21 protein-coding genes, 1 other RNA gene and 1 pseudogene are annotated in these 23,988 nt (G+C 68.3%); 13 read left to right on the forward strand and 10 right to left on the reverse strand.

The window, feature by feature from the left end; translation table 11 throughout:
- Positions 1 to 3: 3 nt before the first annotated feature.
- Positions 4 to 1,740, reverse strand: a complete 1,737-nt coding sequence (locus GEV07_22960) for a dihydroxy-acid dehydratase (protein ID MQA05456.1) — start codon at positions 1,738 to 1,740, stop codon at positions 4 to 6.
- Between the two features lie 147 nt (positions 1,741 to 1,887).
- On the opposite strand from GEV07_22960, the gene GEV07_22965 reads away from it, so the two are divergent.
- The 4 genes and pseudogenes from GEV07_22965 (at position 1,888) to GEV07_22980 (ending at position 5,639) form a co-directional block, all read left to right on the forward strand.
- Positions 1,888 to 2,928 (forward strand): hypothetical protein, encoded by a 1,041-nt coding sequence (locus GEV07_22965; GenBank protein ID MQA05457.1) that lies wholly within the window; start codon positions 1,888 to 1,890, stop codon positions 2,926 to 2,928.
- Positions 2,929 to 2,958: 30 nt separating this feature from the next.
- A pseudogene (locus tag GEV07_22970) lies at positions 2,959 to 3,839 on the forward strand (helix-turn-helix domain-containing protein).
- Positions 3,840 to 3,849: 10 nt separating this feature from the next.
- Positions 3,850 to 4,233, forward strand: coding sequence for a TIGR03618 family F420-dependent PPOX class oxidoreductase (locus GEV07_22975; protein ID MQA05458.1), 384 nt, complete (start codon positions 3,850 to 3,852; stop codon positions 4,231 to 4,233).
- Positions 4,230 to 5,639: an FAD-binding protein gene (locus GEV07_22980; GenBank protein MQA05459.1), complete on the forward strand. Its 1,410-nt coding sequence runs from the start codon at positions 4,230 to 4,232 to the stop codon at positions 5,637 to 5,639. Before GEV07_22975 ends, GEV07_22980 begins: the two co-directional genes overlap by 4 nt.
- On the opposite strand, the gene GEV07_22985 is transcribed toward GEV07_22980, so the two are convergent.
- A complete protein-coding gene (locus GEV07_22985) occupies positions 5,636 to 6,355 on the reverse strand; it encodes an NUDIX domain-containing protein (protein MQA05460.1) in 720 nt (239 codons plus the stop codon). The two genes, GEV07_22980 and GEV07_22985, sit on opposite strands and share 4 nt — an antisense overlap.
- Before the next feature lie 109 nt (positions 6,356 to 6,464).
- Between GEV07_22985 and GEV07_22990 the strand changes: the two genes are divergently transcribed.
- Positions 6,465 to 7,361 carry a purine phosphorylase gene (locus tag GEV07_22990; protein MQA05461.1) on the forward strand — a complete coding sequence of 299 codons (897 nt, stop codon included), beginning with the start codon at positions 6,465 to 6,467 and terminating at the stop codon, positions 7,359 to 7,361.
- 2 nt (positions 7,362 to 7,363) lie between these two features.
- The gene (locus GEV07_22995; GenBank protein ID MQA05462.1) at positions 7,364 to 9,460 is read left to right on the forward strand and encodes a hypothetical protein; all 2,097 of its coding nucleotides are present in this window, start codon (positions 7,364 to 7,366) and stop codon (positions 9,458 to 9,460) included.
- A 50-nt stretch (positions 9,461 to 9,510) separates the two neighbouring features.
- On the opposite strand, the gene GEV07_23000 is transcribed toward GEV07_22995, so the two are convergent.
- Entirely contained in the window at positions 9,511 to 9,969 is a 459-nt protein-coding gene (locus tag GEV07_23000) for a winged helix-turn-helix transcriptional regulator (protein ID MQA05463.1), read from the reverse strand.
- A gap of 78 nt (positions 9,970 to 10,047) precedes the next feature.
- Here GEV07_23000 and GEV07_23005 point away from each other — a divergent pair, with 78 nt between their 5' ends.
- A complete protein-coding gene (locus GEV07_23005) occupies positions 10,048 to 10,668 on the forward strand; it encodes a LysE family translocator (protein ID MQA05464.1) in 621 nt (206 codons plus the stop codon).
- 21 nt (positions 10,669 to 10,689) lie between these two features.
- On the opposite strand, the gene GEV07_23010 is transcribed toward GEV07_23005, so the two are convergent.
- The 3 genes from GEV07_23010 to GEV07_23020 form a co-directional block, all read right to left on the reverse strand.
- Positions 10,690 to 11,643: a hypothetical protein gene (locus tag GEV07_23010; GenBank protein MQA05465.1), complete on the reverse strand. Its 954-nt coding sequence runs from the start codon at positions 11,641 to 11,643 to the stop codon at positions 10,690 to 10,692.
- Positions 11,644 to 11,750: 107 nt separating this feature from the next.
- On the reverse strand, positions 11,751 to 13,229 hold the full coding sequence (locus tag GEV07_23015) for a sodium/solute symporter (GenBank protein ID MQA05466.1): 1,479 nt from the start codon (positions 13,227 to 13,229) through the stop codon (positions 11,751 to 11,753).
- A 169-nt stretch (positions 13,230 to 13,398) separates the two neighbouring features.
- Entirely contained in the window at positions 13,399 to 14,157 is a 759-nt protein-coding gene (locus tag GEV07_23020; protein MQA05467.1) for a helix-turn-helix domain-containing protein, read from the reverse strand.
- 166 nt (positions 14,158 to 14,323) lie between these two features.
- Between GEV07_23020 and GEV07_23025 the strand changes: the two genes are divergently transcribed.
- Genes GEV07_23025 through GEV07_23050 form a run of 6 tightly spaced genes read left to right on the forward strand, consistent with a single transcriptional unit; the run spans position 14,324 to position 21,515 of the window.
- Complete coding sequence (locus GEV07_23025; protein ID MQA05468.1) at positions 14,324 to 15,082, forward strand: helix-turn-helix domain-containing protein; 759 nt, start codon at positions 14,324 to 14,326, stop codon at positions 15,080 to 15,082.
- Between the two features lie 41 nt (positions 15,083 to 15,123).
- Positions 15,124 to 17,157 carry a hydantoinase/oxoprolinase family protein gene (locus GEV07_23030; GenBank protein MQA05469.1) on the forward strand — a complete coding sequence of 678 codons (2,034 nt, stop codon included), beginning with the start codon at positions 15,124 to 15,126 and terminating at the stop codon, positions 17,155 to 17,157.
- Positions 17,154 to 18,869 carry a methylhydantoinase gene (locus GEV07_23035; GenBank protein MQA05470.1) on the forward strand — a complete coding sequence of 572 codons (1,716 nt, stop codon included), beginning with the start codon at positions 17,154 to 17,156 and terminating at the stop codon, positions 18,867 to 18,869. The genes GEV07_23030 and GEV07_23035 overlap by 4 nt, the downstream gene beginning before the upstream one ends.
- The gene (locus GEV07_23040) at positions 18,859 to 20,046 is read left to right on the forward strand and encodes an aminotransferase class III-fold pyridoxal phosphate-dependent enzyme (GenBank protein ID MQA05471.1); all 1,188 of its coding nucleotides are present in this window, start codon (positions 18,859 to 18,861) and stop codon (positions 20,044 to 20,046) included. Before GEV07_23035 ends, GEV07_23040 begins: the two co-directional genes overlap by 11 nt.
- Positions 20,047 to 20,100: 54 nt before the next feature.
- A complete protein-coding gene (locus GEV07_23045; GenBank protein ID MQA05472.1) occupies positions 20,101 to 20,790 on the forward strand; it encodes a 3-oxoacid CoA-transferase subunit A in 690 nt (229 codons plus the stop codon).
- On the forward strand, positions 20,787 to 21,515 hold the full coding sequence (locus GEV07_23050) for a 3-oxoacid CoA-transferase subunit B (protein ID MQA05473.1): 729 nt from the start codon (positions 20,787 to 20,789) through the stop codon (positions 21,513 to 21,515). Before GEV07_23045 ends, GEV07_23050 begins: the two co-directional genes overlap by 4 nt.
- A gap of 56 nt (positions 21,516 to 21,571) precedes the next feature.
- Here GEV07_23050 and ssrA read toward each other — a convergent pair.
- From ssrA to GEV07_23070, 4 genes are all read right to left on the reverse strand, one after another.
- Positions 21,572 to 21,945: a transfer-messenger RNA gene (gene ssrA / locus GEV07_23055) on the reverse strand.
- A 304-nt stretch (positions 21,946 to 22,249) separates the two neighbouring features.
- The gene (locus tag GEV07_23060; protein MQA05474.1) at positions 22,250 to 23,053 is read right to left on the reverse strand and encodes an amidohydrolase family protein; all 804 of its coding nucleotides are present in this window, start codon (positions 23,051 to 23,053) and stop codon (positions 22,250 to 22,252) included.
- Positions 23,054 to 23,139: 86 nt separating this feature from the next.
- Complete coding sequence (locus GEV07_23065) at positions 23,140 to 23,745, reverse strand: TetR family transcriptional regulator (protein MQA05475.1); 606 nt, start codon at positions 23,743 to 23,745, stop codon at positions 23,140 to 23,142.
- Between the two features lie 105 nt (positions 23,746 to 23,850).
- A partial coding sequence (locus tag GEV07_23070; GenBank protein ID MQA05476.1) for a transposase occupies positions 23,851 to 23,988 on the reverse strand: 138 nt, incomplete at its 5' end.

Raw genomic sequence — 23,988 nt, forward strand, 5'->3', positions numbered from 1 at the left:
CGGTCAGTGGTTGTGGCCGTGCACGAAAGTGCCGCGGCGGCCGACGAGGAAGTCCAGGTCCGCGCCCTCGTTGGCCTGCAGCACGTGGTCGACGTAGAGGCGTTGGTAGCCACCGGTCGCGGTCGGCTGCGGCAGCACCAGCTCGGCCCCGCGCCGCCGCAGCTCCTCGTCCGGCACGTCGAGCTGCAGCCGTCGCCCGGGTACGTCCAGCTCGACCATGTCGCCGTCGCGCACCAGCGCCAGTGGGCCACCAGCGGCCGACTCCGGTGCGACGTGCAGCACCACCGCGCCGTACGCGGTGCCGCTCATCCGCGCGTCGGAGATCCGTACCATGTCCCTGACACCGCGCTGCAGCAGCTTGCGCGGCAACGGCAGGTTGCCGACCTCGGGCATGCCGGGGAACCCCTTCGGGCCGACGCCGGTCAGCACCAGCACGCAGGTCTCGTCCACGTCCAGGTCGGGGTCGTCGATGCGTGCGCGGAAGTCGTCGACACCGGCGAACACGAGCGCGCGGCCGCGGTGCTGCAACAGCTCAGGACTGGCCGCCGACGGCTTGATCACCGCGCCGTCGGGGGCCAGGTTGCCGCGCAGCACGGCGATGCCCGCGCTCTGCTGCACCGCGGTGTCGCGTTGCCTGATCACCTCGCCGTCCCATACCGGAGCATCCGCGTTGTTGTCGCCGATCGTCCTGCCGTTGACGGTGAGTGCGTCGCGGTGCAGCACGTCGCCCATCTCGCGGAGCACGGCGGGCAGCCCGCCGGCGTAGTAGAAGTCCTCCATCAGGAACCGACCTGACGGCATCAGGTCGACGAGCAGCGGGATGTCGCGCACCAGCCGGTCGAAGTCGTCCAGCTCGAGCGGCACCTCCACCCGTCCGGCGAGCGCGAGCAGGTGCACCACCGCGTTCGTCGAACCGCCGATCGCCGCGTTCACCCTGATGGCGTTCTCGAACGCCTGCCGGGTGAGGATCTGCGACATCCTGAGATCCTCGGCGACCATCTCCACGACCCGCAGGCCCGCCTCGTTCGCCAGCACCCGCCGGCGCGAGTCGACAGCGGGGATGGCCGCGTTCCCCGGCATGCCGAGCCCGAGCGCCTCGACCATGGACGCCATGGTCGACGCGGTGCCCATGGTGTTGCAGTGCCCGGCGGAGCGCGACATGCACGCCTCGGCGGCGCGGAAGTCGCACTCGCTGAGCTGGCCGGCGCGGACGTCCTCGCTCATCTGCCACACGCTCGTACCCGAGCCGATCTGCCTGCCCTGGAACCGTCCGGACAGCATCGGGCCACCGGAGACGACGACCGCCGGCAGGTCGCAGCTGGCCGCACCCATCAGCAGCGACGGTGTGGTCTTGTCGCAGCCACAGAGCAGCACCACGCCGTCGATCGGGTTCGCCCTGATCGACTCCTCCACGTCCATGCTCACCAGGTTGCGGAACAGCATGGTCGTCGGGCGCATCACCGTCTCACCCAGTGACATGACGGGGAACTCGACCGGGAAGCCCCCGGCTTCGAGCACGCCGCGCTTGACCTGCTCCGCGAGCTCCCTGAAGTGCGCGTTGCACGGGGTCAGCTCGGAGTACGTGTTGCAGATGCCGATCACCGGCCGTCCGTCGAACATCCGGTCCGCGATGCCCTGGTTCTTCATCCACGACCGGTGCGCGAACGCGTTCAGATCGGACCCGGCGAACCACTCCCGGGAGCGAAGCGCTCGCCCGTTCTCGGTGCCCGCTACTGTCATCGGCGACTCCTCACTCAGGCCTCGGCACCCGAAGCATTGCATGCAAACCGCCCCGCTGTCGCGGGCTCGACGTGCTGCGCACCTGTCGCTGGTCGATTACCATGCTCGGCACCAACGTCCCGACACGACGACGTGACGAGGTGCCGCATGCCCCCGACCAGCGTCCATTTCAACGGCAGTGTCAACCTGGCCGACGCCGAGACCGTGATGCGCGAGATCGCCGAGCGCGTCCCTACCGGTGTGCGGCGGGTACCCGACGGCGAGACCGGTGACCGGCAGCACTGGATCGCATTCCAGCTCGCAAGGTTCTGGGAGACCCCCGGGCTGGAACAGGCCGGTACCGGCAGACCGCTGGAAGGTTACGGTGAAGCGCCCCAGGTCCGGCTGAGCGAGGGCAGCGACCCGGACGCGATCGACTGGCCCGACGTCGGCTACGCCAATGCGTACACCGAGTCGTACTCGGTGTACCGCCGCCTCAGAGACACCGGTGTCATCGGCCCCGACATGCGCTTCCAGGTGGAGTATCCGACACCGCTCGCGTCGCTCGCCAGCTGGGTCGTACCGGAGGATCAACAGCGACTCGAGCCGTCGTACGAGCGGGCCATGTTCGACGACCTGCGCCAGCTGCTCGATGTGCTACCGCACGACGACATCGCCGTACAGTGGGACGTCGCCGTCGAGTTCGCCATCCTCGACGGCGGCTTCGAGGGAGCCGACCGCTACCCGTTCGACGCCGTCGTGCAGCGCCTGGTCCGATGCGTGAACCAGGTGCCCGCCGACGTCCCGGTCGGCCTGCACCTGTGTTACGGCGACCTGCGGCACGAGCACTTCAAGGAGCCGGAGTCGTTGGAGATGCAGGTGCGGGTGGCCAACGCGGTCACGGCCGGGGCCGACCGAACGGTGGCATGGTTCGCCTTCACGGTTCCGCAGTACCAACGGGAAGCCGCGTACTTCGAACCGCTGCGGGAGCTGCGCGCGTCGAGCGACACCGAGCTCTACTTCGCGCTCGTGCCGTACCACCCCGACCGACAGCCAGCGGGAACCACCGACGAGCAGATCCGCCTCATCGACGGTCTCCTCGGCGACCGGCCGTGGGGTGTCTGCACCGAGTGCGGCATGGCACGCGCGGACCGCGAGGACATCCCCGTGCTGCTCGACCTGCACCACGAGCTGCTGTCACGGGCTTGACTACGGGGTACGGCCGCGTACCTTCGACAAATGGACAATGCGGCCGAGCTCACCGGCCAGAGCTACCGCGAACAGCGTCCGCTGCCACCGTTGCGCCACCTGATCACGACCGTGTGGGTGCAGCGCGTCGGCGCCCAGGCACCGGCCTACGCCAACCGCAGCCTGCCCAACGGTTGCGTGGAGCTGCAGTGCCCGGTGGGTGGCGAGCCCCGCCTCGTCGGCCCGGTCAGCAGCGCCAGCACGTACGTCCTCGCCCCTGGAACCACACTCGTGGGCGTGCGGTTCAGGCCCGAGGCCGCGGCCGCCTTCGGCGTGCCGTCGGCAGCACTGGCGGACGACGCGGTTGACGCGCGGGAGATCTGGGGTGACCTCGCCGAAGGCTCGGCGCACAGCTGGCCGCCGCGCCGTCACCGGACGACGCCACCGCGCTCGTCGAGCGGGTGCTGCAGACCCGACTGCACGGCGGTGGCACCGACGAGCTCGTGTCCGAGGCGGTACGCCGGCTGATGCCCTGGATCGGCTGCGACGTGCGTTCGCTCGCCGCCGACCTCGGCGTCTCCGACCGCCAGCTGCGGCGCCGCTGCCGCGACGCGGTGGGCATGGCGCCGAAGGAGCTCCATCGGATGCTGCGCTTCCAGGGCTTCCTCGCGCTCGCACAGCACGCGCTCGCCAGCGGCCGGACGCCGGCGGCCAACGGCTTGGCCGTACTGGCCGCCGACGCCGGCTACACCGACCAGGCCCACCTGAGCCACGAGTGCCGGCGGCTGACCGGTGTGACCCCACGGGTGTTCCTCGACGAGACGATGCGCAGCTGCGGGTGCGGGCACGACCATGCGGCCTCGTATGCCCCCATCCTGCGCCACCGCACGGATGTCCGTTCCTTACAAGCGCGCAGCGCCGTGCCCGCCTAGCCTGACCGGCATGGATTCCGACGTACGCATCCTGCTCGACGGCGCCAACTACGCGCACGTCGCCACCGTGCTCCCCGACGGCGCACCGCACAGCGTGCCGGTCTGGGTAGGCGTCGAAGGCGACCTGGTCGCCTTCCTCACCTCACCGACGTCCCGCAAGGCGCGCAACCTGGCCCACGATCCCCGGGTCGCCATCTCCGTCACCGACCACGAACAACCATTCGTCATGGCTCACCTCCGCGGCCGGGTCGTGCGGCAGCTGGACGGCGACGAGGCGTTCGAGGTGATCGACCGCATCTCCCACAAGTACATCGGCGCACCGTACCCGCTGCGCTCCGACCGGGTCGTCTATCTGGTCGAGCCGGAACACGCGCGGGCGCAGTCGTTCGGGTGAACGAGCCGACACACTGGCAACAGTTGCAGGCCGGGCTCGACGGCGTCGTCGCGCTTCCGGGCACGCAGGCGTACGAACGGTTGCGCCGTCCGGGCGTCGCCGGCCTCACCGAACCACACCCGCAGGCGGTGGCCAGGTGTGCCACTGCGGCCGACGTCGCACAGGTCGTCGCGTTCGCGCGCCGGCACGAGCTGTCGTTGGCGCCGCGCAGCGGGGGCCACTGTTTCGCGCAGCGCTCCACCGCCGGCGACGTGGTCGTCGACGTGGGCCCCATGCACGCTGTCTCGTACGCAGGTGGCCTGGTCACCGTCGGCGCGGGCACCAGGCTGGGTGTGCTGTACGAAGCACTCGCCCCGGCGGGGGTCACCGTGCCGGCCGGGTGCGGACCGGACGTCGGGATCGCGGGGCTCACGCTCGGCGGCGGGCTCGGAATTCTCGGCCGCCGCTACGGCCTGACCTGCGACCGGTTGCGCGCCGCGTCCGTCGTGCTCGCCGACGGCACGTACGTGACCTGTGACGCCGACTCGTACGCCGACCTGTTCTGGGCGTTGCGCGGCGCCGGCGGTGGTCAGTTCGGCGTGGTGACGTCGTTGACCTTCGAACCGGTGCCCGCACCCGCCATGACCGCGTACCACCTGACCTGGCCGGCGGACGCCGCGCCGGCGGTGCTGGGCGGCTGGCAGAGCTGGGCTCCGGCAGCACCAGACGACCTCGCCGCGAGCCTGCTGCTGACCGTCCCCGCCGCGGTCGAGGAACCGTTGGCAGTCCACGTGTTCGGCGCGCTGTGCGGCGGCGACCGGCAGGTGGCAGCGGACCTCCTCGCCGCCCTGACCGCGGCGGTCGGGGTCGCGCCGGCGACGGCCACGTACCGCGACGCCGGGTACCGGGAGACGAAGAGTCACCTCGGCCAGCTCGGCGAGCGGATCGGCGTCGCCGCGCACGCCGACGGTGCACGCCCGGTCGCGACAAGCAAGTCCGAGTTCTTCACCGACGCGGTGCCGCCCGCGACCATCGCGACCCTCGTGGAGCATCTCGTACAGGCACGCGTACCGGGGCAGGCAAGGGAGCTCGACTGCACGCCGTGGGCCGGCGCGTACAACCGCGTCGCGACCGACGCGACCGCGTTCGCGCACCGCGATGCACACTTCCTCGTCAAGCACACGGTGGTCACCGATGCGCACAGCTCAGCACCGGCGCGAAGCGCCGCGACCCGCTGGCTGGACCAGTCCTGGGCGATCGTGCATCCGCACGGCGCCGGCGGCGGGTACCCCAACTTCCCCGACCCCGCACTGGCCGACGCACCCGCCGCGTACCACGGCACCAACCACGCCCAGCTGACCCGGGTGAAGGCAGCGTACGACCCGACGGAGCTGTTCCGCTTCCCCCAGTCGATCCGCCCGTCCTAGCGGCTGCGCAACATCGGCGGGTGCAACAACGTGGCCGGGCCACGCCGGAAGAGTGCAGCAGGACGACCCACCTGCCGGGCAGCACGCTCACCGGTAGGCACCAGGAACCCTTCCGTGCTCGAGATCTTCCGGTGGAAGTTGCGCGGATCGAGCTTGGTGTCCCAGACGATCTCGTACACCTGCCGCAGGTCGGTCATGGTGAACTCGGGCGGGCAGAAGGCCGCTGCCAACGTCGTGTACTCGAGCTTGCTGCGCGCCCGCTCCACCGCGTCGGCGACGAGTCTCTTGTGGTCGAAGGCCACCGCGGCCTGCCGGCGCAGCACCTTCTGCACCGGCATCAAGGTGGCGTCGCGTGCATCACCGCCGGCCGCGGGCGACGGCAGGTTCGGCGAGAAGGCGAGATAGCAGACGGTGACCACGCGTCCCCGCGGGTCGCGGTCCGGCACACCGTAGGTGCCCAGCTGCTCGAGGTGGAGGTCCGCTGCGCCCAAGCCGGTCTCCTCAGCCAGCTCGCGTGCCGCCGCGGCGTCCAGGTCTTCCCTCGTGGACGCGAGGAACCCGCCGGGCAGCGCCAGCATGCCTTCGTGCGGCGGGATGCCGCGACGCACGAGCACGACCTGCAGTGCGTCGTCGTGCACAGTGAGCACGGCGAGATCGACGGTGACCGCGACCTCGGGGATCTTCCAGGTGGACCGTGCGGTCGGACGGGTCTTCACGACGCTCAGTATAACCTCGCCAGCTTAATAATCGTCATATTGACGAAAACGTGTCGCCGCACCTAGCCTTTGGTCGACCGTTGCGGGGAACGGAAAGCTAGGGGCACATATGATCGCCATCCTCACGGCACTCGAGACCGAGTACGCCGCCATCCGGGCTCACTTGATCAGCACCAAGCGGCACGAACACGCGAAGGGAACCATCTTCGAGGTCGGCGTGCTCGCCGCCCGCCCAACCTGCCGAGTCGCACTCGCGGCAACCGGGATGACCAACCTCAACGCCGCCCTGCTCACCGAACGGGCGATCGCGGAGTTCAACCCGTCGACGACGATGTTCGTCGGCGTCGCGGGCGGTCGGCGCGACTGGCTCCAGCTCGGTGACGTCGTGGTGGCCACGCGGGTGTACAGCTACCACGGCGGCCGCAGCGAGGACACCCGGTTCCGTGTCCGTCCCCGCGCATGGGAGATCTCGCACCGCGCAGAACAGGTCGCGCGGTGGCTGTCCAGGTCATCCGACTGGTACCCGTCGGCCGCGGAAGCACCGGCACCCGTCGTGCACTTCGCGCCCATCGCGGCCGGCGACGTCGTACTCGACTCCCAGACCTCCGACGTCGCACAGCACCTCGACGATCACTACAACGACGCCATCGCCGTCGAGATGGAGAGCGCCGGCTTCGCCGCCGCCGGCCAGGTCAACGAACACGTCGTGTCAGTGACCATCCGCGGCATCAGCGACGGTGCAGGTGGCGCGAAGGAGCAGACCGACAACAAGGGCTGGCAACAGATCGCCGCACGCAACGCCGCAGCGTTCGCCGCCGCCGTAGCAGCCGAGCTAGGCGACGAAAGCGAGACGGGAGCCGGTGAACCAGCCGCCGACCCGGCCACACCACCCACCCCACAGGTGCACAACACCAACATCGCCAAACACAACGCGACGGTGGGCTACCAACTCGGAATCAACCACGGCGAACTCCACAGCGGCACGGACCCCAGAGACCGGAGCTGACCGTGCCGCCGCGGCAGGAGGACCCCACGCCGACGTCCCACACGAACATCGCCGGCGACCACGCGACCGTCGGCGCACAGATCGGCATCAACAACGGCACCGTGGTCCACACGAGACACGTCTACATCGGCGGCCTCGGCGACAGTCCACAGGAGCGACTCCGACGCGCCATCGGTGCCCTGGAAACCGACCCGCCGAGGGCACAAGCCCAGCTCCGCGAACTGCTGGAGGCGGGGCAGTACTCCACGCAGTTGGCGTACTACTACACCTTGTCGCTGTTGAGCGGTCTGCCACTGCACGATATAGGTCAGGTGCGCGCCGCACTGAAAGGCGTGCGCCCCACAGACCAACAACCAACGGACGAGTGGTCGGCCGCGCTCCACGTCATCTGGCGGTACCTCGACTGCATATCGCAGGGAGCCGGGGAACGGTTCGATCGGAAGAACCTCGATCGTGCGCAGCAGCAACTGGAAGGTCTGCACCGGGAGCGCCGATGGGAGATCGCTCAACACGTCGGTAACGTCATCGACGGCGCCGGTCAGGACAGGGCAGATGACATCATCGCCAACCAGGTTCCGGCGTGGCGGATGGCGAACGACCGCGCGGGCCGTGCATGGAAGTTCTTCGAAGACGTGCCCGCCAAGTCCAGACAGGAACACCAGGAGCGCACGACGATCAGGCTGGGCATCTGGGGCCGCATATTGGCCGGTGGGATCCCCCTACCGTTCGCTCTCGCGGCGCCGTTCTCGCCCCTCGGCAGCGGGCGCCTCGCTGTGGGGATACCGGCGCTCGTCATGTTCCTTGCCGGTGTCTTGGCGGCAGGTCGGTTCGGCGCGCAGCGAGCGACCCAGCGAATGCGGCTGGAGCGCAGGGATAGCGAGCACGGCATCCCACTGAACGTACAACCGCCCGTATCACCGGGTCACTGGGTGAGGACCCGGTTCGTCGAGGACATACACCGTTGGGTCGACGAATGGTTCACCGCATCGCGACCGCACACCGAAGGCCAGTGGAGCGAGGACACCCGGGGCATCCGCGAGTACCTGAAGGGACGATTCGTGTCGCTCTACGGCAACGCACACGTGACGGCTGGTCAGGTGGACTGGCTGATCAGGTGGCACGCGAAGCGAGTGGCGCAGCGCTGGCGAACGGGCAAGCTCTTCGCGTATCGCGAGGAGTTGCGGCCGTCCCGCGACACCGCGACGTTCTACTACCTCAGCGTTGCCGTGGCGTTGATCGGTGTCGTGATGATGCTCGGCGCCGGTGGTGGGTTCGCCGCGACAGCCGTGCTGCTCGGGATCGGCCCACTCCAGGCCATGCAGGCGGTGACCGTCGTCATCGCCACCCGACGGTGCGACAGCGAGGCTCGGATCCTGAGCGCACAGCTGGCGAGAGAGGAGAAGGATGCCCACACCGAGTGGCAACAGCTTCTCCGGGACCAGCCGGACGACACGGAGTTGGCACGGTGGCTCAACCTCGACAAGTCGTTCCTCTGGGCGAAGGCGTGTGAGCAATACGCGCTCAAGAGCCGGGACGTGCTCAGCTACGCCGTGCTGACCGAAGGCCGTTCGGCGGCGGGACGCGCGCGGGAGGTACGTGGACCGTGGAGGTACAAGTCGTACCGCGTACTGGTCTTCCTGCTGACCAGGAGCGGGATGCGGGAGGCCGACTTCGAGCTCGACTTTGTCACCGGGAACGCGAGGTTCGTACGTCGGATGTCGTTCCGGTACGACGTGCTCGCTTCCGCCCGGGTCTCCGAGTACGGCGTGCGATACCGCGGCGACCGGCCCCGTACACAGCAGAACTTCGTGCACAGGAGCACCTTCCGGCTCTCGCTGCTCAGCGGCGAGGAGATCAAGGTCCGCACCCAGGGGTTCACCGACACGATGGACAGCCAGCTTGAGGACGAGCTCGAGCTACAGCAGACGGAACTCGTCGCCTCGGGCATTTCCGCGGCCCTGCAACTCCTCGAGGCGGTCACCGCAGAAGGGCGGGACTGGATCTCCCAGCAGCAGCAGCGCAGGCGCATCGGCATCGCTCATTGGCGCCGGCAGCGCGTCGCCCCCACGGCCGGTGAGCCCGATGACCCGTTCGAATAGCATCGCGGTCGCCCCACGGGAGCAACCGCCGTTACCTAGCGGCTGCGCAACTACGGCTGGGCTGGTAGGGGGCGTTCGTGGACTACGTGTTTCATGACGAGGGTGGAGGTCAGGCGCTGGACGCCGGGTAGGGCGGCGAGGACATTGTCCTCCAGCTCGGCGTAGGCGGCTAGGTCGGCGGTCACCACGCGCAGGAGGTAGTCGGGGTCGCCGAAGAGGCGCTGGGCCTGGACGACGTTGGGGATCGCGGCGAGGGCTTCTTCGAAGCCGAGCAGGGTGTCGCGGTCCTCTTGGCGCATGGTGACGAAGACCAGTGCCTCGAACGTCAGGCCGAGCGCGGCCGGGTCGACGGTCGCGCGGTAGCCGCGGATGGCGCCCGAGCTCTCCAGGTCGCGCAGCCGGCGATGGGTCGGGGACACGCTGAGGCCGATGCGCGACGCCAGCTCGGTGACGCTCTGCCGCCCGTCGTCCTGCAGCTCCGCAATGATCTGCCGGTCGATCGCGTCCATGGCGCGATATCTTTCCACAACATGCCCCGTACGGGAGCGAGATCAGGGAACACATTCGGCGGAACCTGCCGTAACTTCCTGCCCATGGACCCCGGCCTGCTGCTCGCGTTCTGGGCGACGGCGTTCCTGCTGATCGTCGTCCCCGGGCCGGACTGGGCGTTCACCCTCGCCTCCGGTGTACGCGACCGGGTCGTGCTCCCCGCGGTGGCCGGGCTGATGCTCGGCTACGCCGCGCTCACCGTCGTCATCGCGGCCGGGGTCGGCGCCGTCGTCGCCCGCACGCCCCTGGTGCTGACGGTCCTCACCGTGGTCGGCGCGGCGTACCTGGTGTTCCTCGGCGCCTCGCTGCTCGCCCGGCCCGGCACCCTGCACACCGTGGACGGGCACACGGTGCCCGGCCGCCGGTGGCGGCGGACGCTGCGGGGCGTGGGGGTGAGCGCGCTGAACCCCAAGGGCCTGTTGATCTTCCTCGCCATGCTCCCGCAGTTCACCGACCCGGCCGGCAGCTGGCCGTTCCCGCTCCAGATCGGCGCGCTCGGGCTGGTCTTCGTCGGGACGTGCGGCGCGTTCTACACGGCGCTCGGCCTCGGCGCCCGCGCGGTACTCCGGACCAGCCCGACGGCGTCCCGGGTGGTCTCCAGGATCTCCGGCGCCGCGATGATCGCCATCGCCGTCGCCCTGCTCGCCGAGCTCGGCTGACCCAGCCTTGGAGGGCTTCGTCTACCGCCCGGCCGGGTAGATCGCGCCTGTCAGCTGCCGTTTCACCCACAGCTGGGGGATCAGCGGGTTGTGGTCGGACGTCCTCGAGGTCCGCGCGTTGGCGACGAGGTTGTAGCTGCCGACGCGTAGTGCCTTCGACACGAAGACCATGTCGATGTGGCTGCCTCGCCCGTTGGCCCGGCACTCCTGCTTGCCGTGACCTGCCCGGCCGTTGTGCGAGTCGCAGTGGTTGCCGAAGCGATACTTCGGCAGGTAGCGGGTGTAGGTCAGCCCGGCGCCCTTGAACACCCGGTAGGCGCCCATCCGGCCGCGCGTTCGGTCGTTGCCGTTGATGTCGCCGGCCACGACGAACGGGAGGCCGTTGGCCACCCGACGCATCTTCCTGACCGTGCGTTCGGCGCCGGCGATCCTGAGGTGCTCGCGCTTGTCACCCGCGGCGAGGTGCAGGCTGGAGACGATTCGTTGTCCGGACCGGCGGTGCTGCAGCTTCATCCAGACCTGAGGACGGGTCACCGTCTTGCGGATCCGGACGTCGAAGCGTCCCGTGTCGAGGTGCTTCCAGGCCTTCGCGTTCCAGATGATCGCGGTGTCCGAGCGCCCCTTGACCCCGGATGCGTAGAAGTTCTTCGGCAGGTGCTTCATGATGCCGCGGCGCTCGTCGTGGCGGACCTCCTGCACCGCGATGATGTGCAGGTTCTTGTTCTTTATGAACGTCGCGACGCGTTCCATCCGCGCGGCGTCGTCGCGGTCGTACTTGGCGTCCGGGTCGCCGGCCCACTTGTTGTTGAGGTGGCTGGTACGGACGTTGTAGGTGGCGAACCGGACACCGGTAGCGCCAGGACTACTCATCCGCGCCCCGTCACCCGCCTGGGAGCCCGAGGCGGGTGCGGCGTTCGCGGTGCCGCCGGCGCCTACCGCCAACCCCACCGCCCCACCCAGCCGTCCTCGACGCATCCCCCGGGCCCTCCCGAATCCGTCCGCCGCTGACAGGCAACGTAACGACCGCCGAGGCCACCGTGGGGTGGTGAGGGGGAATCAATTCCACCGGCTCTCGCAGGCGGTCATACTCGTTCCTCCGGTTGCGATGGTGTCGTCGCAGGTTGTGGCCGCCGCAACCGGTCGAATGTGGCGGTCGCCACCGGGTCGGTCGGCGTCACCAGCGACACCACGACGACGATCACGACGGTACCGAGAAGGGTCGGCAGGACTGGGTCGAACCAGTCCGGCGTGAGACCCATCGCGACGACAACGCGGCCGATCACTGCTGCTACCGCGCCGAAGATCAGCCCTCCCCACGCGCCGGCGCGGGTGGTTCTGCGCCAGTACAGGCTGAACAGGATCAGCACACCCCCCGACGCGCCAGCCACGGTGTAGGCGATCGTCATCATGTCGGTGATGTAGGTGGGACGCCACAGGCCGAACGGCAGCGCGGCGAGCCCGAGCAGCACGACCAGCAACTTGGTGCGCCGCAACAGTTGGCTGTCGGTCCACTCGCTGCGGATGGTCTTGCGCAGCAGGTCGTGCGTCCCCGACGACGCGGCGGTGAGCAGCCAGGTGTCCGCCGAGGAAAGAATGGCACCGAGGATGGCGGCCAGCAGGATGCCCGCGATGATCGCCGGCGTCTGCTCGAGCACGAACCGCACCCACACGGTCTCGGTGTCGGCGACGTTCGGGTAGAGCGCACGGGTCGCTGCCCCGGCGAGGCCGATGAGTGCCCAGAACGGCAGGTACACGGCGGAGACCGCGATGCCGGTCTTGATGACGTCCCGTTCGCTGCGCGCGGCGTAGAACCGCGTCAAGAAGCCCGGGTGGCCCAGGTAGCCGAGGAACCACACGAAGAACAGTGCCATCACGTTTACTACGCTCAGCGCCCCACCGGTGATGCCGAAGAAGCCGGGCTGCTCCGCCTCGACCGTCGCGGTGATCTCACCCCAACCGCCGGCGGCGCTGATGGTGAGCGGCACCACGACGGCGACAGCGAGCAGGAACGCCGCTGCCTGCACGAAGTCGGTGTAGAGCACGGCCTTCTGGCCGCCGAAGAACGTGTAGAGGATCACCACGACCGTGATCACGACCACGGAGGTGCCGTAACTCCAGCCCCACAGCGAGCCGAACAGCAGCCCGCCCTGCACCAGTACGGTCGCTAGCAGGAACACCATCCACAGCACGGTGATAGCGGAGAACACCACGCGCAGTCCCGGCGAGTTGAACCGGTCGGCAAGGTATTCGGGGATGGTGAACCGGCCGTGCCTGCGCAGCCGTGGACCGACGGCGAAGCAGATCACCAACCACGAGAACGCCACGCCGAGCGGGATCCAGTGCACCGAGAACCCGGTGCGGTAGTACGAGCTGATCAGGCCGAAGAACGTAGCCCCGGACACCGTCGAGGCAATCAGCGAGCCGGAGATCAACCACCATGGTGCAGACCGACCCGCGACGAAGAAATCGGCCGACTCGCGGGTCTTTCTGTAACCGTGCCAGGCCGAGAACCCGATTACTAGCGCGAATACGACTATGCAACCAGTTATAACCGCGTTCATCCCTGGTCACCCTTTCCTCGCCTGCTGCGCAACATGCGTACCCCAATGGTGAACGCTAGAAGCATCTGCAATATCCCGAGCACAAGAAGCGGGACACTCTCCGCTAGCCAGTCCATACTGGTCTCCTAAGGGGGAGAGACCTGGTGATGCGATCGCCCGAGCTAGGAGCTCACAACCGTCCCACCAGAATCGTCGACATTTCCTCGGCCGTACTGTTGAGATCTTGCAACCAGTCCGACGGCTCGAACCGCGGTATCGGCCCCGCCACGCTCAAGGCCGCAACCACCTCGTTGCGCCGATTTCGGACCCCGGTCGCTATCCCCCGTACCCCGTCGGTGTATTCCTCGTCGATCGTCGCGTAGCCGTCCCGCCGTACCTCGGCGAGCTGCCGCGACAACGCGGACTTTTGGCGAAACGTGTTCTTCGCCGCGGCCGGCAGCGTCTCCGAGGGAAACAGCGCGTCGAGTTCTTCGACCGGCAACTCGGCCAGGAAGACCTTGCCCGAGCCGCAACTGTGCACGGGCATTTTCGTCCCGATCCGAATTTCCGCGCGGAGAATGCTGGCGCTTTCGAAGCGCTGCACGATGAGTGCGTCCCGGCCGCGGTGAATGGCCAGCGAGACCGCCTCGCCGGAGAGGTCCGCAAGCTTGCGCATCGGCGGCGTCAGTGGGCCACCGAAACGCGAGCTTTCCGGCACCGCCGACCCGATCTCGAATGCGGCGATGCCGAGGCAGTAGGTACCCGCCTCGAGGCGCTCCACGAATCCGTGCTCAGCCAAGGTGCTCAGCAGCAGGTGCGCGGTGCTCTTGCCCACCTCCAGCCGCGTGGCCAGGTCGGACACCCCTAGGCCGTCCGGGTGCTCGGCCAGCACGGTGAGCAGGCGCAGCGCATTGCCGACACTGTGGACACGTCGAGGTGTGTTCGACATGGACGAACACCTTTCGTAAGGAGCGAACCGGAGTTTATGGGCGGGCTGTCGAAGGGTCAAGGCCGGGCGAGGTGTCATGGCTGAGACTCTTGGCGGGCCACGTGGCACCTTGACGGGATCACTGCCGCGTGATTCTCTGTTCGTGTCGTACGAAAGGCGTTCGTGTATGACGAACACTTCCAAGATATCGAGCTCCGCCAACACGTGCCTGCGCGTGCTTCGCGCGGTCGCGGACCACCCCGAGGGGGTCGGCATCACGCAGCTGGCTCGAGAGCTCGACATCGGCAAGAGCAGTATTCATATGTTCTTGGCAACCTTGGCCAGCCACGGCTTCGTAGAGCGGCAGGCCGCCAGCAGCTATCGGCTGGGCATGACCGCCTTCGAAGTCGGTTCCGCCACGCCGGAGACCGCCCGTTTCGGCGGCCCGGTGCTCGAGCCGATGCGAAGGCTCGCCGACCTCTCCGGCGAGGCGGTCACACTCGCCGTCCTGAGCGGCCAGGACGCGCTGATGGTGCAGCGTTTCGAGACGGCTCACATCCTGCGGGCCGAGATCCGCGTGGGCACCCGGATGCCGCTGACCAGCTGTGCGTCCGGAAAGTTCCTGCTCGCGCACATGGACGACGCGGAGGTCGACGCACTTCTGCCGGAGGAACGCCTGCCGGCGACGACTCCGCACAGCGAGCGCAGTAAGACGAAGCTGCGGCGCGGCTTCGCCACGATCCGCGAACGCGGCTGGGCGACCAACGACGAGGAGTTCGCGGAAGGCATCACTGGCATCGCTACCGGGGTGCATGGACGCGACGGCAACTTCGCCGCTGCGCTCAGCATCGCCGGACCGACAATGCGCTTCGAACCCGAGAGTTGGGTGGACGACCTGCTCCGCACGGCAGCCGAGATGAACCAGTTGATCGCCGCCCGCCCTTGACGCACGGCACGACAGAACACAGTCAAAGGAGCAATTTCCGGATGAAGCTGATTGCCGGAGTCGACGTCGGCGGCACGTTCACGGACGTTCTGCTGTACAACACCGAGACGACCGAGCTGGAGTTGGCGAAGGTCTTCTCGACGTCGGGCATGCAGTCAGCAGGCCTGATGACCGGCCTGCGGCAGACCGGTGCACCGTTGGATCGGCTCGATGCAGTCGTGCACGGCACCACGGTCGCGACGAATGCCGTGCTGGAGCGCAAGGGTGCCCGCACCGCCCTCGTGGTGACAACCGGGTTCCGCGACGTGCTCGAGCTGCGGCGTCGCGACCGGCCGACCACGTACGGGCTCACCGGGACCTACGTGCCGCTGATCCCGCGTAGCCTGTCTTTCGAGATCGACGAGCGGATCGGCGCCGACGGCCAGGTAGTGACCGCTCTGGAGGACAGCGTCATCGACGACCTGGTCGATCGACTTCGCACCGCTGAGGTCCAAAGCGTGGCCATCTGCCTGATGAACAGCTACGTGAACGCTGCCCACGAGGAGAGGCTCGCGGCTCGCTTGCGCACGTCGTTGCCGGATATCTCGGTGACGACGTCGGCAGAGGTGGCGCCAGAGTCCGGCGAGTTCGAGCGGGCGAGCACCACCGCCGTCAACGCATTCGTCGGGGCTGGCATGACGCGCTATCTGGACGCAGTCCAGGACGAGCTCGAGTCCGAGGGGTTCGCGAACGACGTCCAGGTCATGCAGTCGAACGGCGGCGTTATGCCAGTACGCCGTGCCGGTCCCCTCGCCGTACGGACGCTCCTTTCCGGGCCCGCTGCGGGAACGATGGGCGCGGCGGCATTCGGCCGTGCCGCCGGACTCCCGGACGTCATCTCGTGCGACATGGGCGGCACCAGTTTCGACGTCGCCCTGATCCCGGACGGGCAACCCACGCTGACCGCGGAGAGCAGCATCGAGTACGGGATCCCACTGCGAGTCCCGATGATCGCCATCACCACCATCGGTGCCGGCGGTGGCTCGATCGCCAGTATCGACCGTGCTGGGATACTCCAGGTCGGACCGGAGAGTGCCGGTTCGACGCCGGGACCCGCGTGTTACGGGCGCGGTGGGACCCGTCCTACCGTGACCGACGCCAACATCGTCCTCGGCCGCATCGCCGCGGATCAGAAGCTTGGCACCCAGACGGGCTTCAGCCTCGACCAACAGGCTGCCGTGGAGGCGATCCGTGAACATGTCGCGGATCCGTTGGCGATGAGCATCGCGGACGCCGCGCTCGCGATCGTCCGGTTGGCGAACGAACGGATGGCCGGCGCCATCCGAGGAGTAAGCGTGGACAAGGGGCATGACCCACGTCAGTTCGCCCTGATCGGGTTCGGTGGCGCAGGTCCACTGCACGTAGCCGAGTTGGCGAGGATCATCGGCGCGACGAAGGTGCTCGTGCCGCCGAATCCGGGGGCGCTGAGTGCATACGGGTGCTTGATCGCGGACGTGAAGTACGACTTCGTGTCCGCCGTGGCCGCCGATCTCGCATCGTGTACCGCTGATCACGTCGCTCGAGTGCTGGCCGACCAGGCGCAGCGCGGGCTGGCCACGCTCAGCAACGACGGCTTCGCGGAGGCTGACACGACTGTCGAGCATGCAGCCGAGATGCACTTCAGCAAGCAGATGCACACGATCCGAGTTCCCCTCGGGCACGACGAGAACGGCTGGACCCCAGATCGTCTCGAGGAGGCCTTCCTGGCGGCCTATCGAGAGCTCTACGGGGGCCGCATCCCCGCCAGTCCGGTGCGCGTGGCCAGCCTCCGTACGGTGGTGCAGGGAAAGCGGAACGCCGTGGGCACCGTACGGACGAGCCGCGTAGGCGACGGCGTCGCGTCCGAGCCGCGCGCCGTCGTCTTCGAGGACGGCGCCCATGTCATCCACGAGATCGACCGCACCCAGCTCGGGGTCGGCGACATCGTGGAAGGCCCCACGATCATCGTCCAGACCGATTCCACCGTCCTCCTTCCGCCCAAGGCCACCGCCGTCGTGCACGAGAGCGGCAGCCTGATCGTCGAGGTGAACCAATGAGTGCCAGCCGTACCACCAACCACGACGACGTCGACCCGCTTCTCCTCGCTGTCATCCGCGGGCGGCTGGAGCAGATCGCCGACGAGATGGACACCGTGTTCGAACGGATGGCGTTCTCGCCAGTCGTCTCCGATGCCTGGGACCGCGCTGACGGTATCTACTCCGCGAGCGACGGCAGCATGATCGTGCAAGGCGGCCGTGGACTGCCAATCTTCGTCGGAACGATGCAGTACACGGTCGCGAGCGTCATCGACACCGTGGACAGCCCTCGGCCCGGCGACACGTACCTCGTGAACGACCCGTTCGCCGGCGGCACCCACATCATGGACACGAAGATGGTCCGGCCATTCTTCTACCAGGGCGAGTTGTTCGCGTTCCTCGCGAACACCGGACACTGGCCGGACCTCGGCGGGCGAGTCCCTGGCGGGTTCGCGGCGTCGGCAAGCGACTGCTTCCAGGAGGGTCTACGCGTCCCGCCGGTACGTCTGTTCGTCGATGACGAGCTCCAGACCGACATCGTCTCGATCCTTCAGACGAACTCGCGGATCCCCGACGATGTGCTCGGCGACGTCGACGCCCAAGCCACGGCGCTTCGTGTCGGCGAGACGCGTCTCACGGAGCTGCTCGACGAGTACGGCGTGGATCTGATCACGAACATGATCGACACACTCAACCGCCGTTCGGCCCAACAGATGCGCTCCCACATTGCCGACATACCAGACGGCAGTTACCACTTCGTCGAGGTGATGGACAACGACGGCATCGTCGACGAGCCGCTGCGGGTCGATGCCCAGCTCACCGTGGCCGGAGACCATCTCACGATCGACTTCAGTCGGTCCTCCGCACCGTGCACCGGCCCGATGAACTCGGTCCTGGCCGCCACGGTGTCGAGCAGCATCGTCGCGATCAAGCACGTCTTCCCGGAAATTCCCATCAACGCCGGCATCTTCGAACCCATCAGCTTCATCGTTCCAGAAACGGTGTTCCTCAACGCCCAAGTACCGCGGCCGGTTGCCGGATGCGCCGCTGAGACGAGCCAGCGCATCATCACCGCGGTCATGGGCGCGCTGGCGGAGGCGGTGCCTGAGCAGGTGCCAGCGGGATCGTCGGCAACGGCCAACAACCTCTCCATGGGAGGGACCGACGTCGATGGGAACCCGTACGTCATGTACGTCTTCCTAGGTGGCGGCTACGGCGGCCACCTGGCGGGCGACGGTATCTCCAACGGCTGCTCGCTGATGAGCATCGGCCGCACCCAGTCGATCGAGACCCTCGAGCAACGATATCCCGTGCGATTCCGTCGGTACGGGCTGCGCGAGGGCTCGCCCGGTGCAGGCCGCACACGTGGCGGGTTCGGCGTCCACTTCGAGTTCGAGCTACTCGGCGATGACGCCCAAGCCAGCCTGCTCGGGGATCAGGCGCGCACCGAGCCCGCCGGTCGGGCTGGCGGGCAACCGGGCACGACGTCGTCGCCATGGTTCCGCATCGACGGCGAGGAGAGCGTCCTGCCCATGATCAGCAAGGGCGAGAACGTCCCCCTGCGACGCGGCGACATCGTCTGCCTACGCACACCGGGGGGCGCCGGGTACGGCCCGGCCGACGAGCGTCCCTACGCCGCCGTGGCGGCCGACGTCCAGGCCGGCTATCTCGACGAAGCGACTGCCAACGAGCTCTACCCCCGATACGCGAACGGATCCCCGAATGACCGCTGACACCAACCCGAGCGAGCGCACGGAGGCCACACTCGTCGACCGCGCCCGGAGCGTGCTGCCCGGTGGCATCACCCGTTCGACGGTGTTCGTCCCTCCACACCCGCCGTATGCGGTCGCCGGAGAAGGGGCGTGGATCGTCGACGACACGGGACACCGGGTCCTGGACGCGAACGGGAACTACACCACCCTCATCCACGGGCATGCCCGACCGGAGATCGTCCATGCCGCCACAGCCGCCCTCCAGAACGGTTCGGCTTTCGGCCTGCCGACGCGTTCAGAAGTCGCCCTCGCCGAGATGCTGCGAGAACGCACGAACATGGAGCAGTGGCGCTTCTGCAACAGTGGCTCAGAAGCAGTCATGATGCTGCTGCGCGCCGCCCGCGCGGCCACGAAACGATCGAAGATCATCCGGTTCCGCGGCAGCTACCACGGGACCAGCCCCGACGCCGTCGGCAACGAGTCACACGGCGACGTGATCGTCGTCGACCAAGGCGACACCGAAGCCGTCGCGAATGCCCTGACGACCCACGGGGACGACGTGGCAGGAGTCGTGATCGACCTCATGCCGAACCGAGCAGGGCTTCGACGGGCCGATGCCGCACACGTGCAGGAGCTGCGTTCACTCACGCGCGAGCACGGAGCGCTACTCCTCGTCGACGAGGTCATCACCTTCCGGCTGGGGGTGGGCGGCCTGCTCGAGCAGTACGACGTGGAGGCGGACCTGGTCTCGCTCGGGAAGGCAATCGGAGGTGGCTTCGCGGTCGGCGCCATCGGTGGGCGCCGCGAGCTGCTGCAGCCGTTCGATCCGCGGGAACAGAAGCAGCCCAGTGCCGTTTCGTGGGGCGGCACGTTCAGTGCCAACCCCGTGACGATGGCTGCCGGAAAGGTAGCGCTCGACCTGTTCGACGCGACGAGCGTGGCTTCGTTGAACGCCGCTGGTGATGCGTTGCGGGCTCGCTTGGTCGCTGCGGGTGTACCGGCCACGGGATGGGGCTCTCTCCTTCGTCTGCACACCTCCGACAACCAACAGGCGTGGTGGAGTCTCTACGAGCGAGGCGTGCTCGCCGGCACCAACTGCCTCCTCGCGCTCTCCACGGCCATGGGCGAGGAGGACGTCGAGCACTTGGCCGACGCGATTCTCGCCATGGCGGACGAACATCCGCAGTACTTCCAGTGAGGGCGGACGCATGCCCGACCAGGCTCCCGCATACGTAGACAGCGAGGACGACGGATGAGCCGCGCAACGTTCCACGACAGCGCCGACGCCGCCGTCGCCGGGATCGAGGACGGCTCGACCGTCCTGGTCGGTGGGTTCGGCATGGCCGGCATGCCGGTCACTCTGATCGAAGCCCTGACTCGGCAGGGCGCCACCGACCTCACCGTCGTCAGCAACAACGCGGGCAACGGCGACACCGGTCTTGCGGCGCTGCTCGCCGCCGGTCGCGTGCGCAAGATCATCTGCTCGTTCCCGCGCCAGGCGGACTCTTGGGTCTTCGATCGCCTCTACCGCGACGGCCGGATCGAGCTCGAAGTCGCGCCGCAGGGCAACCTCGCCGAGCGCATGCGCGCCGCCGGCGCGGGCATCGGCGCGTTCTTCTGTCCGACCGGTGTGGACACGCCGCTCGCCGAGGGCAAGGAGACCCGCGTCATCGAAGGCCGCGAGCACGTGCTGGAGTACCCGATCAAGGGAGACGTCGCCCTCTTCGGCGCCCACCGCGCCGACCGGCTCGGCAACCTCGTCTTCCGCAAGACGGCCCGCAACTTCGGCCCCGTCATGGCCACCGCCGCCACGACCACGATCGTCGAAGTCGGCGGCGTCGTCGAGACCGGCGCACTCGACCCCGAGGCCATCGTCACCCCGAGCATCTACGTCGACCGGGTGCTCGACCTGTCCGCACTGCAGGAAGGGGCCGGCCAGTGACCTTCACCGTCCCAACGACCACCTCCGAGCACACCGATCGCGGTCCCCTCGCCAGGGACGAGATCGCCGCGACGATCGCGCACGATATTCCGGACGGCTCGTACGTCAACCTCGGCATCGGACAGCCGACACTCGTCGCCGACCACCTCTCCGCCGACAGCGGCGTCATCCTGCACACCGAGAACGGCATGCTGGGCATGGGACCGGCCGCCCACGGCGACGACGTCGACCCGGACCTCACCAACGCGGGCAAGATCCCCGTCACCGAGCTCCCGGGCGCGGCGTACTTCCACCACGCGGACTCGTTCGCAATGATGCGCGGCGGCCATCTCGACGTATGCGTGCTCGGCGCGTTCCAGGTCTCCAGCGGCGGCGACCTCGCGAACTGGCATACCGGCGCGCCGGACGCGATCCCGGCCGTCGGCGGCGCGATGGACCTCGCGGTCGGCGCGAAGGCCGTGCTCGTGATGATGACGCTGTTCGGCAAGGACGGCTCGCCGAAGCTCGTGCCCGAGTGCACGTACCCCCTGACGGCCGTCGGCTGCGTCAGCCGGGTCTACACCGACCTTGCGACATTCGCCATCGGGCCCGACGGTGTCACCGTCCACGAGACCTGGGGCACCACCGTCGACGAACTCACCACCCGCATTACCATCCCCCTCCGCCGGCTCGGGGCCACCCCGACCAGGGAACGCAGGGCCTACGGGGGCTCGGGCCCCCCGTAAAAGAAATAGCGGCCCCCGCGAAGGTGAGCAACGCTCACCGAGCAGGAGCCGCCGGCTCGTGGAGGTGCCGGGAATCGAACCCGGGTCCTTCGGTGTCACAGCAGGGCTTCTCCGGGCGCAGCCCGTATTACGCCTTACTCGGTCCCGGCAGTCCTACAGGCGAGCTGCCGACGGACCCAGTCGCTGTGCGCTTTCCCCGACCTGACCCGCGACCGGTCAGGCAGGTGAGCCTTCTCGCTGATGCCAGTTACCGGGCCGAAGGCACTCCCGGGCTGACAACTCCGCTTACTCGCTTAGGCAGCGAGCGCGAAGTGGTTGCGCTTTGAATTGGCGCTTGTGTTTATTGCAGCGCATGGTTTGCGAGGTCAGCGCTACCATCCTCGGCCCGCTTCCCCTACTACGGCATCCGAAGTCGAAACCGTTCACCCCCTATGCAGTTATGCCACCAGTCTAGCCAGTCCGGCCGTCCGTCTGCACGCGCATAACGGCGCCGCCTCGCGGCCGTGGACTGGCAAGAGAAAGGGGACCCCGTGGCGACGAAGCACCCCGAACTGCTACGCGCCACGGGGGTGTGGGCGCCCGCCGGTGCCTGGAGCAGGCACCCACCTCGTGCCCTCTTGGAGAGCACTGTGCAGGCAGTTCATTGCCCCCAATGCCGCCTGCACACGGAACAACGCGCGAGACGGGTGTTTGGTTGCCTCTGAAACACGGAAACTTCGCTCTGGTGTTACCAGTCAGCAAGACAGGCCGAGTAGCCGGCGTGGGTTGTCCCAGCAGACGGCGCGGAGGAAGTCGTCGCCGAGGTCGAGCCTGGTCAGCGCCTCCAGCTGGTGGGCGTACGGGTAGGGGATGTTCGGGAAGTCCGAGCCGAGGACGATCCGGTCACCGTGGTCGGCGAGCCGCGGGACGGCGGCCGGCGGCAGCGGGGCGCCGAGCTCGGCGAAGAAATCGGTGGCCGCCATGGTGGTGTCCAGGTGCACCCGGTCGTAGCGGTCGAGCAGGTCGAGGAACTGGCCGTACTCGGGCGCACCGAGGTGCGCGACGACGGCGGTGAGGCGCGGGTGCTCGGCCAGCACCTCGGCGAACACGTCGGGACCGGTGTACGCGCCGGGCTGCGGGCCGCTGCCACAGTGCACCACGACGGGTACGCCGGCGTCGGCGAGGTCGCCCCAGACGGGCTTCAGCAGCGGGTCGCGCGGGTCGTAGCCGCCGACCTGCACGTGCGCCTTGAACAGCTGCACCCCGTCGTCGAGCGCGGCACGGACGTAGCCGGCGGCCGCCGGCTCCGGGTAGAAGGTCGCGCAGCGCAGGGCGCCGGTGGTGCGGTCGGCGAAGTCCACGGCCCAGGCGTTCAGCGACGCCGCCATGTCGGGTTTGTGCGGATAGCTGAGCGCACCGAAGACCCGCACCCCCAGGTCGCGCAGCACCTGCACCCGCTCGGCTTCGGCGAGGCGGTACGTGATCGGCCACGGGAAACCGAGCAGCGGCCCGCCCTGTTCGAAGTACTGCCACACCCGTTCGAGCAGCCGGGGCGGCATGAAGTGGACATGCAGGTCGACCAGGCCGGGCAGGCCGAGGGCGTCGACGAACGACGGCACCTCGGCGTCGGTACGCGGTGGCTGGCTCACTGATCGGATGCTACGTGCTCACCGAGCAGTCCGCGCAAACCCGCGCGGTAATCGTCCACGTCGACGTCGCCGAGCACGGTCAGCTGCAGCATGAAGCCCTGGTTCACCGCGGCGAGCACCCGGGCGATCGTCGCCGCGGGGACGTCGGCACGCAGCACCCCCGCCTCCTGGTAGGCCGCTGCGACGCGGCTCAGCCGGTCGAAGGCGATGCCGATGTTGGCGCGCAGCGTAGCGGCGACCTCCGGCGAGCGGATCGCCTCGCCCCAGATCTGGCTGACGAGCTTGGCGAACTCGTCGGCGTCGTTCGCCGCTTTGATCCTGAGCAGCAGCTGGCCGAGCAGCTCGTCCAGCGGCGGCAGGTCGCTGGTGTCGACCTCGTCCAAGATGCTCGTGACGTCGGCGATCTTGCTCTGTGCGATGGCGCCGATCAGCTCGGCCTTGCTGCCGAAGTACCGGTAGAAGGCGCCGGCCGACAGCCCGGCCTCCTTGAACACGTCCTGCATCGACGTGGCGTGGAAGCCGTTGCGGACGAAGCAGGTGCGTGCCGCCGCCAGGATCTGGGCGCGGCGGGCGTCGAGGTGTTCCTGGCTGACTCGTGGCATGAGACCAAAAATAGAACGTTCGTTCTCTATTGACAACTCCACCGCGCGGGCGCACAGTTATGGCTATAAAAAGAACATTCATTCTCTTAGGAGTAGGGATGTCAGCTAGGCCGTGTCTCGTAAATGCGTGGTCCAGGCGATGACAGCGTTCAAGACGGCGGCGGCGTGGTAGACGATGGCGAGTTTGTCGTAGCGGGTGGCGAGGCCGCGCCACTGCTTGAGGTGGCAGAAGCGGCGTTCGAC

It is taken from the genome of Streptosporangiales bacterium (assembly GCA_009379825.1).
Taxonomy (GTDB): domain Bacteria; phylum Actinomycetota; class Actinomycetes; order Streptosporangiales; family WHST01; genus WHST01.

What these genes read in the sequence shown, in the direction of transcription:
- GEV07_22960 (MQA05456.1), bottom strand. Translation starts at nt 1,740, where the DNA reads ATGACAGTAGCGGGCACCGAGAACGGGCGAGCGCTTCGCTCCCGGGAG.
- GEV07_22965 (MQA05457.1), top strand. Translation starts at nt 1,888, where the DNA reads ATGCCCCCGACCAGCGTCCATTTCAACGGCAGTGTCAACCTGGCCGAC.
- GEV07_22975 (MQA05458.1), top strand. Translation starts at nt 3,850, where the DNA reads ATGGATTCCGACGTACGCATCCTGCTCGACGGCGCCAACTACGCGCAC.
- GEV07_22990 (MQA05461.1), top strand. Translation starts at nt 6,465, where the DNA reads ATGATCGCCATCCTCACGGCACTCGAGACCGAGTACGCCGCCATCCGG.
- GEV07_23000 (MQA05463.1), bottom strand. Translation starts at nt 9,969, where the DNA reads ATGGACGCGATCGACCGGCAGATCATTGCGGAGCTGCAGGACGACGGG.
- GEV07_23010 (MQA05465.1), bottom strand. Translation starts at nt 11,643, where the DNA reads ATGCGTCGAGGACGGCTGGGTGGGGCGGTGGGGTTGGCGGTAGGCGCC.
- GEV07_23015 (MQA05466.1), bottom strand. Translation starts at nt 13,229, where the DNA reads ATGAACGCGGTTATAACTGGTTGCATAGTCGTATTCGCGCTAGTAATC.
- GEV07_23020 (MQA05467.1), bottom strand. Translation starts at nt 14,157, where the DNA reads ATGTCGAACACACCTCGACGTGTCCACAGTGTCGGCAATGCGCTGCGC.
- GEV07_23025 (MQA05468.1), top strand. Translation starts at nt 14,324, where the DNA reads ATGACGAACACTTCCAAGATATCGAGCTCCGCCAACACGTGCCTGCGC.
- GEV07_23030 (MQA05469.1), top strand. Translation starts at nt 15,124, where the DNA reads ATGAAGCTGATTGCCGGAGTCGACGTCGGCGGCACGTTCACGGACGTT.
- GEV07_23035 (MQA05470.1), top strand. Translation starts at nt 17,154, where the DNA reads ATGAGTGCCAGCCGTACCACCAACCACGACGACGTCGACCCGCTTCTC.
- GEV07_23040 (MQA05471.1), top strand. Translation starts at nt 18,859, where the DNA reads ATGACCGCTGACACCAACCCGAGCGAGCGCACGGAGGCCACACTCGTC.
- GEV07_23045 (MQA05472.1), top strand. Translation starts at nt 20,101, where the DNA reads ATGAGCCGCGCAACGTTCCACGACAGCGCCGACGCCGCCGTCGCCGGG.
- GEV07_23060 (MQA05474.1), bottom strand. Translation starts at nt 23,053, where the DNA reads ATGCCGCCCCGGCTGCTCGAACGGGTGTGGCAGTACTTCGAACAGGGC.
- GEV07_23065 (MQA05475.1), bottom strand. Translation starts at nt 23,745, where the DNA reads ATGCCACGAGTCAGCCAGGAACACCTCGACGCCCGCCGCGCCCAGATC.